The sequence below is a fragment of the Actinosynnema sp. CA-299493 genome, from assembly GCF_050946825.1.
Lineage (GTDB): Bacteria > Actinomycetota > Actinomycetes > Mycobacteriales > Pseudonocardiaceae > Actinosynnema.
The window spans coordinates 3,222,096-3,237,858 of record NZ_CP191993.1 but is presented as its reverse complement, the minus strand read 5'-3'; the positions used below and the strand labels follow the sequence as shown (position 1 = coordinate 3,237,858).

At 72.5% G+C, this 15,763-nt stretch carries 8 protein-coding genes and 2 pseudogenes; 7 read left to right on the top strand and 3 right to left on the bottom strand.

What is annotated here, in order from left to right; genetic code table 11:
- Positions 1-92: 92 nt before the first annotated feature.
- Positions 93-416 (bottom strand): annotated as a pseudogene (locus tag ACQPYE_RS15040) (universal stress protein); the annotation flags it as partial.
- 103 nt (positions 417-519) lie between these two features.
- A complete protein-coding gene (locus tag ACQPYE_RS15035; protein ID WP_498721810.1) occupies positions 520-1,014 on the bottom strand; it encodes a MarR family winged helix-turn-helix transcriptional regulator in 495 nt (164 codons plus the stop codon).
- Between the two features lie 91 nt (positions 1,015-1,105).
- Between ACQPYE_RS15035 and ACQPYE_RS15030 the strand changes: the two genes are divergently transcribed.
- The 4 genes from ACQPYE_RS15030 to ACQPYE_RS15015 all read left to right on the top strand — a co-directional run bounded on the left by ACQPYE_RS15030 (position 1,106) and on the right by ACQPYE_RS15015 (position 4,467).
- Positions 1,106-1,651 (top strand): YceI family protein, encoded by a 546-nt coding sequence (locus tag ACQPYE_RS15030; RefSeq protein ID WP_498721809.1) that lies wholly within the window; start codon positions 1,106-1,108, stop codon positions 1,649-1,651.
- 228 nt (positions 1,652-1,879) lie between these two features.
- Positions 1,880-2,833 carry a TIGR03617 family F420-dependent LLM class oxidoreductase gene (locus ACQPYE_RS15025; protein ID WP_498721808.1) on the top strand — a complete coding sequence of 318 codons (954 nt, stop codon included), beginning with the start codon at positions 1,880-1,882 and terminating at the stop codon, positions 2,831-2,833.
- Positions 2,834-3,300: 467 nt separating this feature from the next.
- Entirely contained in the window at positions 3,301-3,801 is a 501-nt protein-coding gene (locus ACQPYE_RS15020) for an ATP-binding protein (protein WP_498721807.1), read from the top strand.
- A 135-nt stretch (positions 3,802-3,936) separates the two neighbouring features.
- A complete protein-coding gene (locus ACQPYE_RS15015) occupies positions 3,937-4,467 on the top strand; it encodes a hypothetical protein (protein ID WP_498721806.1) in 531 nt (176 codons plus the stop codon).
- A 42-nt stretch (positions 4,468-4,509) separates the two neighbouring features.
- Here the strand turns inward: ACQPYE_RS15015 and ACQPYE_RS15010 are convergent, their stop codons facing one another.
- Positions 4,510-5,355 (bottom strand): EamA family transporter, encoded by an 846-nt coding sequence (locus tag ACQPYE_RS15010; RefSeq protein WP_498721805.1) that lies wholly within the window; start codon positions 5,353-5,355, stop codon positions 4,510-4,512.
- A 208-nt stretch (positions 5,356-5,563) separates the two neighbouring features.
- Here ACQPYE_RS15010 and ACQPYE_RS15005 point away from each other — a divergent pair, with 208 nt between their 5' ends.
- The 3 genes and pseudogenes from ACQPYE_RS15005 to ACQPYE_RS14995 all read left to right on the top strand — a co-directional run.
- Positions 5,564-6,178 carry a GTP pyrophosphokinase gene (locus tag ACQPYE_RS15005; RefSeq protein WP_498721804.1) on the top strand — a complete coding sequence of 205 codons (615 nt, stop codon included), beginning with the start codon at positions 5,564-5,566 and terminating at the stop codon, positions 6,176-6,178.
- A gap of 572 nt (positions 6,179-6,750) precedes the next feature.
- Positions 6,751-8,022: a serine hydrolase domain-containing protein gene (locus tag ACQPYE_RS15000; protein ID WP_498721803.1), complete on the top strand. Its 1,272-nt coding sequence runs from the start codon at positions 6,751-6,753 to the stop codon at positions 8,020-8,022.
- An 82-nt stretch (positions 8,023-8,104) separates the two neighbouring features.
- Positions 8,105-15,760: pseudogene (locus ACQPYE_RS14995) on the top strand (amino acid adenylation domain-containing protein); the annotation flags it as partial.
- Positions 15,761-15,763 lie beyond the last annotated feature (3 nt).

Below are 15,763 nucleotides of genomic sequence, written 5' to 3'. Positions count from 1 at the left end.
CGCTCCCCCGCCGCGTCGCCGGTACGGACCGAGGCGATCACCTCGCGGTGCGATCATGCCCGAAGATCACCTCGGCCGGCGGGTGCGGTGGGTCAGTCCGCCCGAACGACGACCAGCGGGCACGGCGCGTGGTGGACCAGCGCCTGGCTGGTCGAGCCGAGGAGCATCCCGGCGAAGCCGCCGAGCCCCTGCGAGCCGAGCACGACGAGCCGGGCGCGCCGGGACGCGGCGATCATCGCGGCGGCGGGCTGGTCGACCACCAGCGACGTCTTCACCTCGGGCACGAGGTCGCGCACGGAGTCCGCCGCCTCCGCCGGCCACTGCCCGCCCTGCCGCTCGAACGCGTCCCGCACCTCGTGCCCGGTCAGCACCAGCTCGGGGTAGCCGCGCGTCGGCAGCAGGTAGGCGTGCACGAGTTCGAGGGGCGCCCGGCGCCCGGCGCCGGGCGCCTTCCTCCGCCGCCCACCGGACGACCTGCCGGCCTGGGCGCCCCCGCCCGGTTCGAGCGGCGGGCCGGTCTCACAGGTCGGCGAACTCCTCCCGCCGCGCCTTCGCGCACTCGACCGTCAAGCCCTCGTCGACGGCCCGGCTGATCTCCGCCAACGATCGCAGCTGCGCCGGCGTCAGCACGTCGAACAAGTGCTCCCGCACCGCCGTCACGTGCCCCGCCGCCGCGGCCTCCAGCACCCCGAACCCGACGTCCGTGAGCACCGCGTTGGAACCACGCCGGTCCGACGGGCAGGCCTGGCGCTCGACCCAGCCCTCCTTCTCCAGCCGGGCCACCGCGTGGGAGAGCCTCGACCGCGACGAGTGGCACACCGCCGCCAGCTCGCTCATCCGCAGCGAGCGCTCCGGCGCCTCGGACAGCGCGACCAGGATCTCGTAGTACGCCATCGGCATCCCGGAATCGCGCTGCAACTGCCGGTCGAGGTGTTCGGTGAACTTGGTCACGGCGGTCATGAAGCCACGCCACACCTGCTGCTCTTCGGCGCTCAGCCACCGCACGTCGCTCATGCCTCCCATCATACGGTCGTTGTTGAACCTTCAACCAGGATGCGCTATGTTCTGTTGAGAGTTCAACCAGACCAACCCAGAAGGACCATCAATGACCTCGCAGACTGTGCAGATCCCCGGCTACCTCGCGGGCACGTGGGCGATCGACCCGGTGCACTCGGACGTCTCCTTCGTGGTCCGCCACCTGGGCGTGTCCAAGGTCCGCGGCCACTTCGGCACCTTCGAGGGCACGATCGTGACGGCCGAGAACCCGCTGGAGTCCACGGTCACCGCGAAGATCGACGCCACCTCGGTCGACACGCGCAACGGCCAGCGCGACGCCCACGTCAAGGGCGAGGACTTCCTGGACGTCGAGAAGTTCCCCGAGCTGACCTTCACCTCCACCGGCGTGCGCGCCCACGGCGAGGGCTTCCTCGTCGACGGCGAGCTGTCCCTGCACGGCGTGACCAAGACCGTGTCCCTGGAGCTGGAGATCAACGGCTTCGGCGACGGGTTCGAGGGCGCGAAGGTCGCGGGCTTCTCCGCCTCCACCGAGATCAACCGCCGCGAGTTCGGCGTGACCGGCGGCCCGGCGGGCGCGGTCGTCGGCGACAAGATCACGATCCTGCTCGAGATCGAGGCCGTCAAGCAGGTCTGACCCACGCTTCCCGGAAGGCCCGCCGACACCCGATTCCCGGGTGGGCGGGCCTTCTGCCGTGGCCCGACCGGAACACCGCTGTGCCGACCAGGACGCCGCCGACCGTGCCGCCGAGGACGCCCGCCGATGCGTCACCCGGCGCCGTCCCGTCGCTCGATCAGGCGATCATCGCGCCGTGCCCGCTCGATGACCGCCTGGGCCGCACGGCGCGCCAGTAGCTTCCACGCCATGAAAACGGACCGAGTGGAAGCCGGCCCGGACCCCACGAGGGTGCTCGACCTCGCGCGCAGCGCCGAGGAGGACGGCTGCGACGGGTTCTGGGTGGCCGAGACCTCTCGCGACCCGTTCGTCGCGCTGGGCCGCGTCGCGGGCGAGGTGGAGCTGGACCTGGGCACGGCCGTCGCGGTGGCGTTCGCGCGCAACCCGATGACCACCGCCATGGCGGCCAACGACCTCCAACTGCTCTCCTGCGGCCGCTTCCACCTGGGCCTGGGCACCCAGGTGGAAGCGCACGTCACCAACCGGTTCGGCATGCCGTGGTCACGGCCCGCGGCGCGCATGCGCGAGTTCGTCTTCGCGCTGCGCGCGATCTGGCACAGCTGGGCCACCCGGGAGCAGCTCCGGTTCTGCGGCGAGTTCTACACCCACACGCTGATGACACCGGTCTTCGACCCGGGCCCCAACCCCTTCGGCAACCCCTCCGTGTGGCTGGCCGGGGTGGGCGAGCGGATGACCGAGGTCGCCGGCGAGGTCGCGGACGGCTTCCTCTGCCACAGCTTCACCACCGAGCGGTACCTGCGCGAGGTGACCCTGCCCGCGCTCGCCCGCGGCCGGGCCAGGGCGGAAGGCCTGCGGCCACTGGAGATCCAGGGCCCCTCCCTGATCGCCCACGACGACCGGTCGGTGGTCAAGATCCGGCGGCTGATCGCGTTCTACGGCTCCACCCCGGCCTACCGCAAGGTCCTGGACCTGCACGGCTGGGGCGACCTGCACGAGGAGCTGCACCAGCTGTCCCTGGGCGGGCGGTGGAACGAGATGACCGGCCTCGTGCCCGATGAGGTGCTGCACGCCTTCGCCGTCGTCGGCACGCCCGCCGAGGCGCGCGCCGAGTACGCCCGCCGCTACGGCGGCCTGGTCACCCGGAGCGCCACGCCGGTGCCGGTGGCCGTCAGGACCGGGTGAGGCGCCGCCCGCCCGGCTCGTCGCCGTGCGTCCGGCGCAGTTCCACCCCCGGCCGCGCGGTCCCACCCACCGCCTCCGCCCAGCCCGCGTCGTCCTCGGTCGATCCCCAGCGGTCGGGAACGGTCCCTGATCACCCGCCGCCACGGCGTCGACCCCGCTTCACCACGCCCTCATGCCGCACCTACTCTGCGTGGGGCAAGTCACCAGGCCGAGCGAATCTGAGCGTCATTCCATTTCACCGCGCATTTCGGTAACTTCTGCCGTGCCGTCGCAACCTGCCTGAACCACGTGCCGTCTCCACCCGTAGTAGACCGTGGAACCAGAGTTTTGCTTCGATTGGCACTGAAGCGGTAGAACTCGGTGCGGACACAGTCCGCTCACGGTCGGTAGACCACGTGGGTGATATCGGACGCACTCATGGCACCATCTGGCGCAGCACGCGCCGGACGCAGGCGAGGAGGATCGGTGTGAACGCCCAGACCGAACAGGTCGACGACCTTCGACTCGTCGCGCTGCCCACCGCGGTGAACGTGGCGGACCTGTTCGTCCGCTTCTCGCTGGGCGAATGGCGCCTGCGCGCGATGCAGGACGAGGCCGCGCAGACGGTCCGCCGACTGGTCGGGGCCGCGGTCGACGTCGCCGACCGGAGTGCGCCCGGCTTCCTGCTCGTGCGCCTGCGGCTGACCGGCGCCCACCTGGTGGTCGAGGTCGAGGGCAACCGCGTCGCGCTGCCGCCGGAGCTGGTCGGCTCCCGCGCGGGCCTGGTCGACCTCACCGCTGGCGGCCACCTGGTGTGGTGCGAACTGGCCCTGCCGTCGGGCATGAACGCCTCGGCCGTGCCGCTCCCCCGCCGCGAGCCACGCCGCTCGCCCGCCGCCGAGGCGCTGGGCGACGAGCCGGACGTGGACCCGGAGGTCATCCAGCGCATCCTCTACGGCCTGGGCGGCGGGGCGCACCGGCCCGACTAGCGCTCCGTCACCGACAGTTCCCACTTCCGCACCGGCACTACCACCATTCGACCTACTGCCCCGGCAGCCGAATGGCGGTATGCCTGTGGTGCCTCTCGTCACCGCGAGGAGCGCACCCCAGGGAAGGGACCGTTGATGATGATCCTCCGACGCGCCACCAGGAAGACGGTCGTGTGGGCCGCCGTGATCGGCGTGGTGACGGGCCTGACCGCCGCGCCACCGGCCTCGGCCACCACGGTGGTGCCGGACGGGGTCTACGGCATCGCGTTCCAGGGCGACGAGGACGCCCTGCTGACCCACCTCTCGGTCCAGGAGGGGTCGCCGACCGTCCTCCTGCCACCGTTCGGCGCACCCGGTCATCAGGAGTGGGAGATCGTCCGGGACAGCCGGACCACCCAGCTCATCAGGAACCTGCACAGCGGTCTCTACCTGGGGCTCGGGGGCGGCTCGCCGGAACAGCACCGGCTCGTCGTCGCCACCCCCTACCCCCACTCGTGGTCCGTCCGCGTCGGCTCGGCGCCCGACCGCGTGCACATCTCCTCGGTCCAGGGTGACGAGAGGTTGCGGCTCGACAGGTCCCCCGCGTGGGTCTACCCGCCGCGGGTCGACATCCAGCTGCCCCGTGACGACGGCAGCCAGGAGTGGGAGCTGACCCCGCACGAGTGAGGCCCGGGGCCGGCGCCCCGCCCGGGACGCCGGCCCCTCACCTCACTTCCGCGCGAGCGCCGCCAACGCCACCGCGAGCACGCCCATCCCGCACCAGGACACCAGCGGCAGCCGTTCGTGCAGCACGACCACGCCCAGCACCGCCGCCACCGCGGGTTCGGCGAGCGTCAACGTGGTCGCCGCCGCCGCGCCCGTGTGTCGAAGTCCCCGTGCGAACAACAGGTACGCGGCGAACGTGGTGAACACGGCCAGGTGCGCGGTCACCGCCAGCCCCGACGAGCTCGCCACCCAGCCCACGCCCACCACGGCCAGCACCGGCGACGTCAACGCCGACGCACCGCCGAACACCACGCCGACCACGGCCCGGGACGGGTGCCCGAGCCCGATCAGGTGCGCGCAGACCACCGAGTACACGGCGTAGGACAAGCCCGCGAGCAACGCCAACGCCACTCCGACGAGGTCGACGCGGGCGTCGCCGTCGCCCAGCACGAGCGCCGTGCAGCCGACCACGGCGGCCGACGTGGGCAGCGGCCGTGACCGCAGCCCCAGCACGATCGGCGCGACGGCCAGGGCCACGGTGGTGCCCACGGCCACACCGGTGCGCGCGACGGCCGGGTAGAACGCGAGCACGTAGCCCGCCACGGTCACCGCGCCGAGCAACAACAACCTCCAGTCGGCGGTCCGCAGCACGGCGCGCGTGCCGCGGGCGGTCAGGAACAGCAGGCAACCACCTGCCACCAGCCCCGCCGCGCCCACGGCCGCGGCCGGTGCGGAGGCGGGCGCCATCGAGCTTGCGGTGCCGGTGGTGCCCCACAGGACGCACGCGGCCAGGATCGGCAGCGGTCCGCGGGGGGAACGAGCACGTGTTTCCACGGCAGAGGTCGACACGAGGTCTCCGTTCGCGAGACGAGGGTGAAGAGGACGCGAACGGGCGCACCGCGTGACCGGGACCGGTCGAGCCGGTCGGGTCAGGCAGGCGGGGAGGCGTGCGTCAGCGAGTGCGCCCGGTCAGGCGCACGGCGGCGGAAGGACCACGTGCCAGTGGGTGTCCACGGCCGGAATCGTAGACGACCGGCCTGCCGGTATCGTGGGGATCATGGACATCGGCGTAGCGGATGACCTGCTGCGGCGGTCCCTCGTGGTCTACAAGTTCGCGGTCGACGAGCTCATGACGAAGCTGCGGATCCTCAGCGAGGAGTTCGACCTCGTCCACCGGCACGACCCCATCGAGCACGTCACGCACCGCGTGAAGCGGCCCGACGCGATCCTCGACAAGCTGCGGCGCAAGGGCCTGGCCGCGGACCTGGCGCTGGCCGCCGAGCACCTGGACGACGTCGCGGGCGTGCGAGTGGTGTGCCCGTTCGTGTCCGATGTGTACCGGGTGCGCGACATGCTGGCCCGGCAGAACGACGTGGAGATCCTGCGGACCAAGGACTACATCGCCGCGCCGAAGCCCAACGGCTACCGCAGCCTGCACCTGATCGTGCGGATCCCGGTGTTCCTGTCCGACCGGGTGGAGCACGTGAAGGTCGAGGTGCAGCTGCGGACCATCGCGATGGACTTCTGGGCCACCTTGGAGCACAAGCTCTACTACAAGTACGACGACCAGGTGCCCGCGGGCTTCGTCGAGGAGCTGACCGCCACCGCCGCCATCGCCGCGGAGCTGGACGCCCGGATGCAGGCGCTGCACCACGAGGTCCAGCGCGACTGACCGCGCCGCCCCGAGCGTTGAACTCGGGGTACGCGAACGTAGGACTCTCCCGCCCTGAACGTAGGACTCTCGCGTCCTGAGCGTAGGACTCGCGCGCGCTGAACGTAGGACTCGCAGAGTTAATCAAGGACGTGTCGGAGGTCACTGCGCGACCGCCGAGAGCACTACGTCCGAGTAACGTCAAACGACGCCGGGCGGAGAAGGTTACGGCCATCCCAGAAATATCGTCGAAAATCCGTCTGAACGGACTACGAAGTTATTTCATGGGCCCCCGATGGACCGTCTCCGGACGCGCGCAATCCCCACCTCACGTCCACCACACGTGTTGACACGCGACTGCGAATAACCCTCGCGTACTGCACGTATATACGAGACCCCACGGTCCAAACCGTCCGTTCGAGTGAATCCCGGAAGTGTCTCTTCTAACACCTGGTTACAGACTCCTCAAAATAGGGAATGACCTTTCGTGAAATGCTCCGTTCGGCGGTCGCGACGATCTCCCGGCGACCGTCAACGTTGCCCTTGCGCCCGGCTACTCATCGACACCGTGGCTCATTCTCGAAGGATCACGCATGGACACCGACCGGATCTCCACCCGATTAGCGACGTTGACCCGTGAGCACCTCGTGCCCGGGGCGCAGCTCGCCGTACACCACGAGGGACGCACCTGGACGCACGAGGTGGGCCTGGCCGCGGACGCGGCCGTGCCCATCGGCTCGATCACGAAGACGTTCACCGCGACCGTCGCCATGGCCCTGGTCTCCGACGGGGACCTCGAACTCGACGCGCCGCTGTCCGACCACCTGCCCGGGGTGGCGGCCGGCGAACTGACGCTGCGCCACCTGCTCAGCCACACCGGCGGCCTGCCGTCGGCCCCGGAGGACGTGCGCACCACGTCCCTGCGCCACCACGTCCGGCAGGCGCTGCGCGAGCTGCACCCCCTGCACGAGCCCGGCGCGGGCTTCTCCTACTCCAACATCGGCTACTCCCTGATCGGCCACCTGATCGAGGTGACGACCGGGATGTCCTGGTCGGAAGCGGTCGAAGCGGTCCTGCTGCGCCCGCTCGGGGTGCGCGCCCGGTTCACCACCAGCCCCGACGCCGACGTGGTCACCGGTCACGCGGTCAACGCCGCCACGGGCCGCGTGGTGCCGGTGGCGCAGTCGCTCGCACCGGTCGACGCCCCCGCGGGCGCCCTGGCCGTGAGCGCGACGGAGCTGGTGGCGTTCGGCCGGATGCTCGGCGGCGCCGCGCCGCACATCATGTCCCCGGACGACCTCGAGCTGATGCGCGAGCCCGTGCGGCACGCCGAGCCGTTCGGCATGGCCGACGGCTGGGGCCTGGGCCTCGCCCTCTTCCAGCGCGACGGCGTCCGCTGGGTCGGCCACGACGGCACCGCCGACGGCACGTCGTGCCACCTGCGGATCAACCCGGCCGACGGCACCGCGGTGGCGCTGACCACCAACGGCAGCAGCGGGTGGGGCCTGTGGCGCGAGCTCGTGCCGGAATTGGTCGCCGCGGGCCTGCCGGTGGCCGATTACGACGGAATGAGCGGTCTGCACCACCGCATCGCCCCGCCGGCGGACTGCACCGGCAGCTTCCGCAACGGGGACGTCGAATACGCCGTGCGGGCCGTGGGCCGGGAGCGCCTGGCGCTCACCGTGGACGGCGAGCCGTTCGCGGACCTGTCGTTGTTCGACGGCCTGGTGTTCGCGATGCGGGATTCGGACACCGGCGACACCAACCAGACCGGGCGTTTCCTGCGGGACCCGGGCGATGGCGGGATCCGGTGGATCCAGATCGGCGGCCGGCTGGCGCGCAGGCAAGCCGCGAAAGTGTCTTGAATTACACGTTTGAACCTCACCCGTAATGGGTAGCACGCGCCCCCGAGCCAGAAAGGTACTTCTCGCGATGACGCACGCCCGCACACTGCCGGAATTGATCGCCGCGCAGGCGCTGCGCACTCCGGACGCACCCGCGGTCATATCGGCCGAGGGCGCGGTCGGCTACCGCGAACTCGAAGAACGCGCGAACCGGCTCGCACACGTGCTCGTCGCCAAGGGGGCGCGGCGGGAGCGCGTGGTGGCCGTGGCCATGCCGCGTTCGGTGGACAACGTGGTGGCGCGGCTCGCGGTGCTGAAGACCGGCGCCGCGTACCTGCCGATCGACCCGGACTACCCGGCCGACCGGATCGCCTTCATGGTCTCCGACGCCGAGCCGCTGCTCGTGCTCTCCGACCTGCCGCACCCCGCCGACCTCGCCGACCGGCCCGCCACCGCGCCGGAGGTGGCGATCCGGCCCGAGGACCCGGCCTACGTGATCTACACGTCCGGGTCGACCGGCCGCCCCAAGGGCGTGGTGGTGCCGCACCGGGGCTTACCGGCGTTCTCCGCCGCCGAGATCGCCCACTTCGACGTGCGACCGGGCGACCGGGTGCTCCAGTTCTCCTCGCCCAGCTTCGACGCCTCGGTGCTGGAGCTGTGCATGGCCCTGCCCGCCGGCGCGGCGCTCGTGGTGCCGCCGCCCGGGCCGCTGCTCGGCGAGCAGCTCGCGGAGGTGATCGCCGGGTTCGGCGTCACGCACGCGCTGATCCCGCCGGTGGCGCTGGCCACCGTGCCCGACGTCGCGCTGCCCTCGTTCCGCACCCTGGTCGTCGGCGGTGACGCCTGCCCGCCCGACCTGGTGGCGAAGTGGGCGCCCGGTCGCCGCATGATCAACGCCTACGGGCCCACCGAGTCCACTGTGGTCACGTCGTGGAGCGAGCCGCTGGAGCCGGGCGGCACGCCGCCCATCGGCCGGCCCATCCCGGGCACCGAGGTCCGCGTGCTGGACGACGACCTGCGCCCCGCCGCCGAGGGCGAGCTGTACGTGACCGGCATCGGCCTGGCGCGGGGCTACCTCGGCCGGCCCGGGCTGACCGCGCAGCGGTTCCTGCCCGACCCGGTGGGCGAGCCCGGCGCCCGCATGTACCGCACCGGCGACGTGGTCCGCACCCGCGCGGACGGCCAGCTGGAGTTCGTCGGCCGCGCCGACCACCAGGTGAAGATCCGGGGTTTCCGGGTCGAGCCCGGCGAGATCGAGGCGCTGCTGCGGCAGCGGCCCGGGGTGGAGCACGCCGTCGTCATCGCGCGTGGCGAGCCGAAGCGGCTGGTGGCGTACGTGGTCGGTGACGTCGCAGGGCTCCGGGAACACCTGGTCGGCAGCCTGCCGGACTACCTCGTGCCCTCCGCCTTCGTCGCGCTGGAAGCGTTCCCGCTCACGCCCAACGGGAAGCTGGACCGGGACGCGCTGCCCGACCCGGTCGTCGGGGACGTCCCGGACGACCACGTCGAACCGCGCACCGACACCGAACGCCGCGTCGCCGAGGTGTGGTCCGACGTGCTCGGCGTGCCGCACGTCGGCGCGCACGACGACTTCTTCGCCCTCGGCGGCGACTCGATCCTGGCCGTGCGGGCGCTGTCACGGCTCGGCGGGCTGCCGGTGCGGGCGATGTTCGACCACCGCACGGTCGCCGCGCTCGCCGAAGTCCTGCCCGCCGAGGACGGCACGCCGATACCCCGCGGACCGCGGACCGGGCCGCTGCCGCTGTCGGCGGCGCAGCGCCGGCTGTTCTCGCTGGACGGCACGGCCGAGCAGAACACCGCCGTGGGCATCCGGCTGACCGGGCCGCTGGAGGTGCCGAGGCTGGCGAAGGCGCTGGACGCGCTGGCCTGCCGGCACGACGCCCTGCGCACCACGTTCGACGTGGTGGGCGACGAGCCGGTGCAGGTCGTCGCGGCGCACGGCACGATCCCGCTGCGGGTGCTGACCGGGCGGGCCACCACCGCCGACCTCGGCCTGGACGAGCCGTTCGACCTGCGGCACGGCCCGCTGACCCGCGCCGCGCTCAGACCTCTCGGCCCGGACGAGCACCTGCTGGTCCTGGTGCAGCACCACATCGTCACCGACGGCTGGTCGGTGCAGGTGCTGCTGGAGGAGCTGGCCGAGCTGTACGCGGGCGGGCAGCCCGCCGAGCCCGCCGTGCAGTACCCCGACTTCAGCGCGTGGGACCGGGACCGGCCCGAGGGCGACCCGGCGTACTGGCAAGCACGGCTGGACGGCATCGAGGCGCTGGAGCTGCCCACCGACCGCCCCCGGCCGCCGCTGCGCACCACGTCCGGTGCGGTGCTGCGGCGTCCGCTGCCCACCGACCTGGTCCGCCGGCTGGCGGGCATGGGCCGCGCGCACGACGCCACCTTGTTCATGACGCTCACCGCCGCCGTGCAGGTGCTGCTGTCGGCGCGCAGCCGGCAGCGGGACATCGCGGTCGGCACGGTCAGCTCGGGTCGCGAACGCGCCGACCTGGAACGCGCGGTCGGTTTCTTCGTCCGCACGCTCGTGCTGCGCTCCTGGGTCGACCCCGACCTGCCGTTCACCGCGTTCCTGGACCAGGTGCGGGACACGGCGCTGGACGCGTTCGCGCACGACGACGTGCCGTTCGACCGGGTGGTGGAGGCAGTGCGCCCCGACCCGGACCCCAGCCGCACGCCCTTGGTGCAGGCCGTGGTGGCGTTGCAGCAGCCGCTGCTGAAGCAGGCGTCGTTCGGCGGGCTGACCGCGGCCGAGCACGACCTGCCCCGGCCGGTGGCCCGGTTCGACCTGGTGGTGGAGTTCTGGCCGCGCGGCGACGACCTGGCGCTGACCGTCGAGTACAACACCGACCTGTTCGACGCGGCCACGATCGAGTCGTTGGGCGCGGACCTGGAGACGTTGCTGCGCCAGGTGGTGGACGACCCGGACCGGCCGTTGCGCGCCTTGGTGCCCCTGGACTTCCCGCCGGACGAGACCGTGCGCGTCCGCGGCTTCCGGGTCGACCTGGCCGAGGTCGAGCAGGCGGTCCTGCGGCACCACGAGGTCGCCGACGCGGCCGTGGTCGTGGCGGACAAGCGGCTCGTCGCCTACGTGACCCCGCCCGTCAGCCCTTCGGCGCTGCAAGCGTTCCTCGGCCAGGTGCTGCCCGCGCACGCCGTGCCCACGACGGTGGTCGGCCTCGACCAGCTCGACCGCACCGCACTGCCCGCACCGCCCGACGAACGCGCCGAAATCCGCTACGTCGCACCGCGCACGCCCGTCGAGGCCGTGCTGGCCGGCGTGTTCGCCGAAGTGCTCGGCGCGGCCCGGGTCGGCGTGCGGGACAACTTCTTCGCCCTCGGCGGCGACTCGATCCTGGGCATCCAGGTGGTCACCCGCGCCCGCCGCGCGGGCCTGGTGCTGACCTCGCGGGACATCTTCGCGCACCAGACCGTCGCCGCGATCGCGCCGCACGTCACCCGCGACCTGCCGCCCGCCGCCGACCAGGGCGTGGTCACCGGCGACGCGCCGCTCACCCCGATCCAGCGCTGGTTCCTCGACAGCCAGAGCGTGCGACCGGAGCACTTCGACCAGTCCGTCGTCCTCGACCTGGACGCCGACCTCGACGTGCCCGCGCTGCGCACCGCCCTGGCCGCGCTGGTCGAGCACCACGACGCGCTGCGCACCCGGTTCGAGGGCGACCGCCAAGTGGTCGGCCCCGTCACGCACGCCGACCCGGTGGCGCCGGCCCACTTCGACCTCACCCGCGGACCGCTGCTGCGGGCGGAGATCCTCGACGACGGGTCGGTCCGCCTCACCGCGCACCACCTCGTGGTCGACGGCGTGTCGTGGCGCGTGCTGGTGGAGGACCTGACCACGGCCTACCGCCAGGCCCGCGCCGGCGACACCGTCCGCGTCGGGCGCAAGACCACCTCGTTCCGCGACTGGGCGACCCGGCTCGCCGAGCACGCGCTGCACGGCTTCGACGCCGAGCTGGACCACTGGAGGGCCGTGGCCGCCACGCCGACCGACGTCCCGGTGGACCGGCACGGCCCGAACACCGTCGACTCCCAGCGCGAGGTCACCGTGCGGTTCACCGCCGAGGAGACCGCGGCGCTGCTGCGCGACGTCCCCGGCGTGTACCGCACGCAGGTCAACGACGTGCTGCTGACCGCGTTGGGCCGGGTGCTGGCCGACTGGACCGGCCGGCCCCGCGTGCTGGTGGACCTGGAGGGCCACGGCCGCGAGGAGCTGTTCGCCGACGTGGACCTGTCCCGCACGGTCGGCTGGTTCACCACCGTCTTCCCGGTCGCGCTCGACGTGCCCGACGGCGACTGGGGCGAAGCGCTGAAGTCGGTGAAGGAGCAGCTGCGGGCCGTGCCGGGACGCGGGATCGGGTACGGCGCGCTGCGCCACCTCGCGCGCACCGCGCCCGCCTGCGACCCGCGGGTGTCGTTCAACTACCTGGGCCGGTTCGACGCCGACCAGCGCGACCTGGAGCTGTCCGCGGACCCGCGCGCGCCGCGACCGCACCTGCTGGACGTGGTCGGCCAGGTGCGCGGCGACGAGATGGAGTTCACCTTCTACTACAGCGGGAACACCCACGAGCACGCGACGGTCGCGCTGCTGGCCGACTCGTTCGCCGCGTCGCTGCGCGGGATCGTGGCGCACTGCGCCGAGCCGGGCACGGGCGGGCGCACGCCGTCGGACTTCCCGCTGGCGCGCCTGACCCAGGCCGAGGTGGACCGGATCACCGGCGAGGACGCCTACCCGCTCACGCCGATGCAGGCGGGCATGGTGTTCCACGGGCTCGGCGACAAGGGCGTGTACTTCCAGCAGACCACGTTCGTGGTGGACGGCGTGACCGACTCGGCCGCGTTCGCCGCCTCCTGGCAGCGGGTGGTCGACCGGACGCCGGTGCTGCGCAGCAGCGTGCTGTGGGAGGGCGTGCGGCAGCCGTTGCAGATCGTGCACGAGCACGTGCGAGTGCCGTTCACGTTCCTGGACTGGAGCGGTCTGGACGAGGCGACCCGCGCCCACCGGATGCGCGACCTGCTGGCCGAGGACCGGGCCGAGGGCATCGACCTGGCCGTGCCTCCGCTGATGCGGGTCGCCATCGCCCGCCTGTCACCGACCAGCGTGCAGGTGCTGTGGACGTTCCACCACGTGCTGCTGGACGGCTGGAGCATCTTCCACGTGCTCTCCGACGTGCTCAAGAGCGGTGAGCCGGTGCAACGGCAGCCGTTCCGCGACTACGTCGCCTGGCTGGCCGAGCAGGACCAGGACGCGGCGCGGACGCACTGGCGCGCGGTGCTGGGCGACTTCGACTCGCCCACCCCGCTGCCCGCCGACCACCCGGCCGAGCACGGCACGTCCTCGGCACGGCTGTCCGTCGAGCTGACCGACGACGAGTCCGGGCGGCTGTACGAGTTCGCCCGCGAGCACCGCGTCACGCCCAGCGCGATCGTGCAGGGCGCGTGGGCGCTGCTGCTGGCGCGGTCGAGCGGCCGGCGTGACGTGTGCTTCGGCGCGACGGTCTCCGGCCGGCCCGCGGAGCTGCCCGGCGTGGACGGGATCACCGGCATCTTCATCAACACGCTGCCGGTGCGGGTCCGGGTCGACGGCGCCGCGCCGGTGGCCGACTGGCTGCGCGCGTTGCAGGACGCCCAGGTCGAGTCGCGGCGGTTCGAGCACGTCCCGCTCACCGAGATCCAGGGCTGGAGCGCGGTCGAGCGCGGCACGAACCTGTTCGACAGCGTGGTGGTGTTCGAGAACTACCCGGCCGACGTGGCCGAGGGCATGGGGCTGCGGGAGCTGGCCGCGGTCGAGACCACGAGCTTCCCGCTCAGCGCCACCGCCTACCCGCGGGAACGGCTGGGCCTGCTGCTCGGCTACGAGCCCGCGATGTTCGAGCGGGCCACCGTCGAACGGCTCGGTGAACGGCTGCGCCGGCTGCTGGTCGGCCTGGTCGCCGACCCCGACCGGCCGGTGGCCGACGTGCCGTGGCTGGCCGAGGACGAGATCCGCCGGGTGCTGTTCGACTGGAACGGCGCCGCGGTCGGCGAGCCGACCACCACCCTCCCGGAGCTGTTCGCCGCGCAGGCCGCCCGCACACCCGACGCGGTGGCGTTGACCTGCGACGGCGAGCACCTGACCTACCGCGAGCTGGACGAGCGCGCGAACCGGTTGGCGCACCACCTGATCGGGCTCGGCGCCGGGCCGGAGCGGATCGTCGCGCTGCGGTTCCCGCGCTCGCTGGACCAGGTGGTCGCGGTGCTGGGCGTGCTCAAGTCGGGCGCGGCCTACCTGCCACTGGACGCGGCGTACCCGGCCGAGCGGATCGCCGCCACGATCGCGGACGCGGCGCCGGTGGCCACCCTGTCGGAGGTGCCGGACCTGACCGGCCTGCCCGCGACCGCGCCGACGACGGCGCTGCTGCCGGGCAACGCCGCGTACGTGATCTACACCTCGGGTTCGACCGGACGGCCCAAGGGCGTGGTGGTCCCGCACGGCAACGTGGTGCGGCTGTTCTCGGCCACCGACCACTGGTTCGGGTTCGGCCCCGACGACGTGGTCACGCTGTTCCACAGCTACTCCTTCGACGTCTCGGTGTTCGAGCTGTGGGCGCCGCTGCTGCACGGCGGCAGGCTCGTGGTCGTGCCGCACGAGGTGGCCCGCGCACCGCGCGACTTCGCCCGGCTGCTGGCCGACGAGGGCGTGACCGTCCTGTGCCAGACGCCGTCGGCGTTCTACCGGCTCATCCCGGAGCGGCCGACCGGGCTCAGCCTGCGGTGCGTGGTCTTCGCCGGCGAGGCGCTGGAGGTCCGCAAGCTCGACGGCTGGCACGGCCCCGGCAAGTTGGTCAACATGTACGGCCCCACCGAGACCACCGTGTACGTCACCTACACCGAGGCCGACGGCAGCATCGGCGCGGCCATGCCCGACCTGCGGGTCTACGTGCTGGACGACGACCTCAACCCGGTGCCGCCCGAGGTGCCCGGTGAGCTGTACGTGGCCGGTCCCGCCGTGGCCCGGGGCTACCTCGACCGACCGGGCCTGACCGCGTCGCGGTTCCTCGCCGACCCGTTCGGCCCGCCGGGAACCCGCATGTACCGCACCGGCGACCTGGCCCGGTGGAACGACAACGGCACCGTCGACTACCTGGGGCGCAACGACCAGCAGGTCAAGATCCGCGGGTACCGGATCGAACTGGGCGAGGTGGAATCCGTGCTCGCCGCGCATCCCGGCGTCGCCCAGGTCGTTGTAGTGGCGGACGAACAACGCCTGGTCGCGTACTACGTGCCGGACAAGCCGACTACGGCCTCGGAACTGCGCGACCACACCGCCAGGGTCCTGCCCGACCACATGGTGCCCGCGGCGTTCGTCGCACTGGAAAGCATGCCGTTGACCGTGAACGGCAAGCTCGACCGCGTCGCGCTCCCCGCGCCCGAGCGCGACGCGGTCACGTCCGACCAGTACGTCGCGCCCCGGACCGAGACCGAGCAGGCCATCGCCGACATCTGGGCCGAGGTGCTCGGCGTCGAGCGGGTCGGTGTCGAGGACAGCTTCTTCACCCTGGGCGGCGATTCCATCCGCAGCCTGCACATCACCTCGCGCACCAAGGCGGCGTTCGGCGTCGACCTCTCACCGCGGGACGTCCTGACCACTCGCACCATCGCCTCCCTGGCGGAACTGGTCGAGGAACTGGTCCTGGCGGACCTCGAAGCACTCGCTGCCGACACGGAGGCGTGACCC

What these genes read in the sequence shown, in the direction of transcription:
- ACQPYE_RS15025 (WP_498721808.1), top strand. Translation starts at nt 1,880, where the DNA reads ATGAAAACGGACCGAGTGGAAGCCGGCCCGGACCCCACGAGGGTGCTC.
- ACQPYE_RS15030 (WP_498721809.1), top strand. Translation starts at nt 1,106, where the DNA reads ATGACCTCGCAGACTGTGCAGATCCCCGGCTACCTCGCGGGCACGTGG.
- ACQPYE_RS15005 (WP_498721804.1), top strand. Translation starts at nt 5,564, where the DNA reads ATGGACATCGGCGTAGCGGATGACCTGCTGCGGCGGTCCCTCGTGGTC.
- ACQPYE_RS15035 (WP_498721810.1), bottom strand. Translation starts at nt 1,014, where the DNA reads ATGAGCGACGTGCGGTGGCTGAGCGCCGAAGAGCAGCAGGTGTGGCGT.
- ACQPYE_RS15015 (WP_498721806.1), top strand. Translation starts at nt 3,937, where the DNA reads ATGATGATCCTCCGACGCGCCACCAGGAAGACGGTCGTGTGGGCCGCC.
- ACQPYE_RS15000 (WP_498721803.1), top strand. Translation starts at nt 6,751, where the DNA reads ATGGACACCGACCGGATCTCCACCCGATTAGCGACGTTGACCCGTGAG.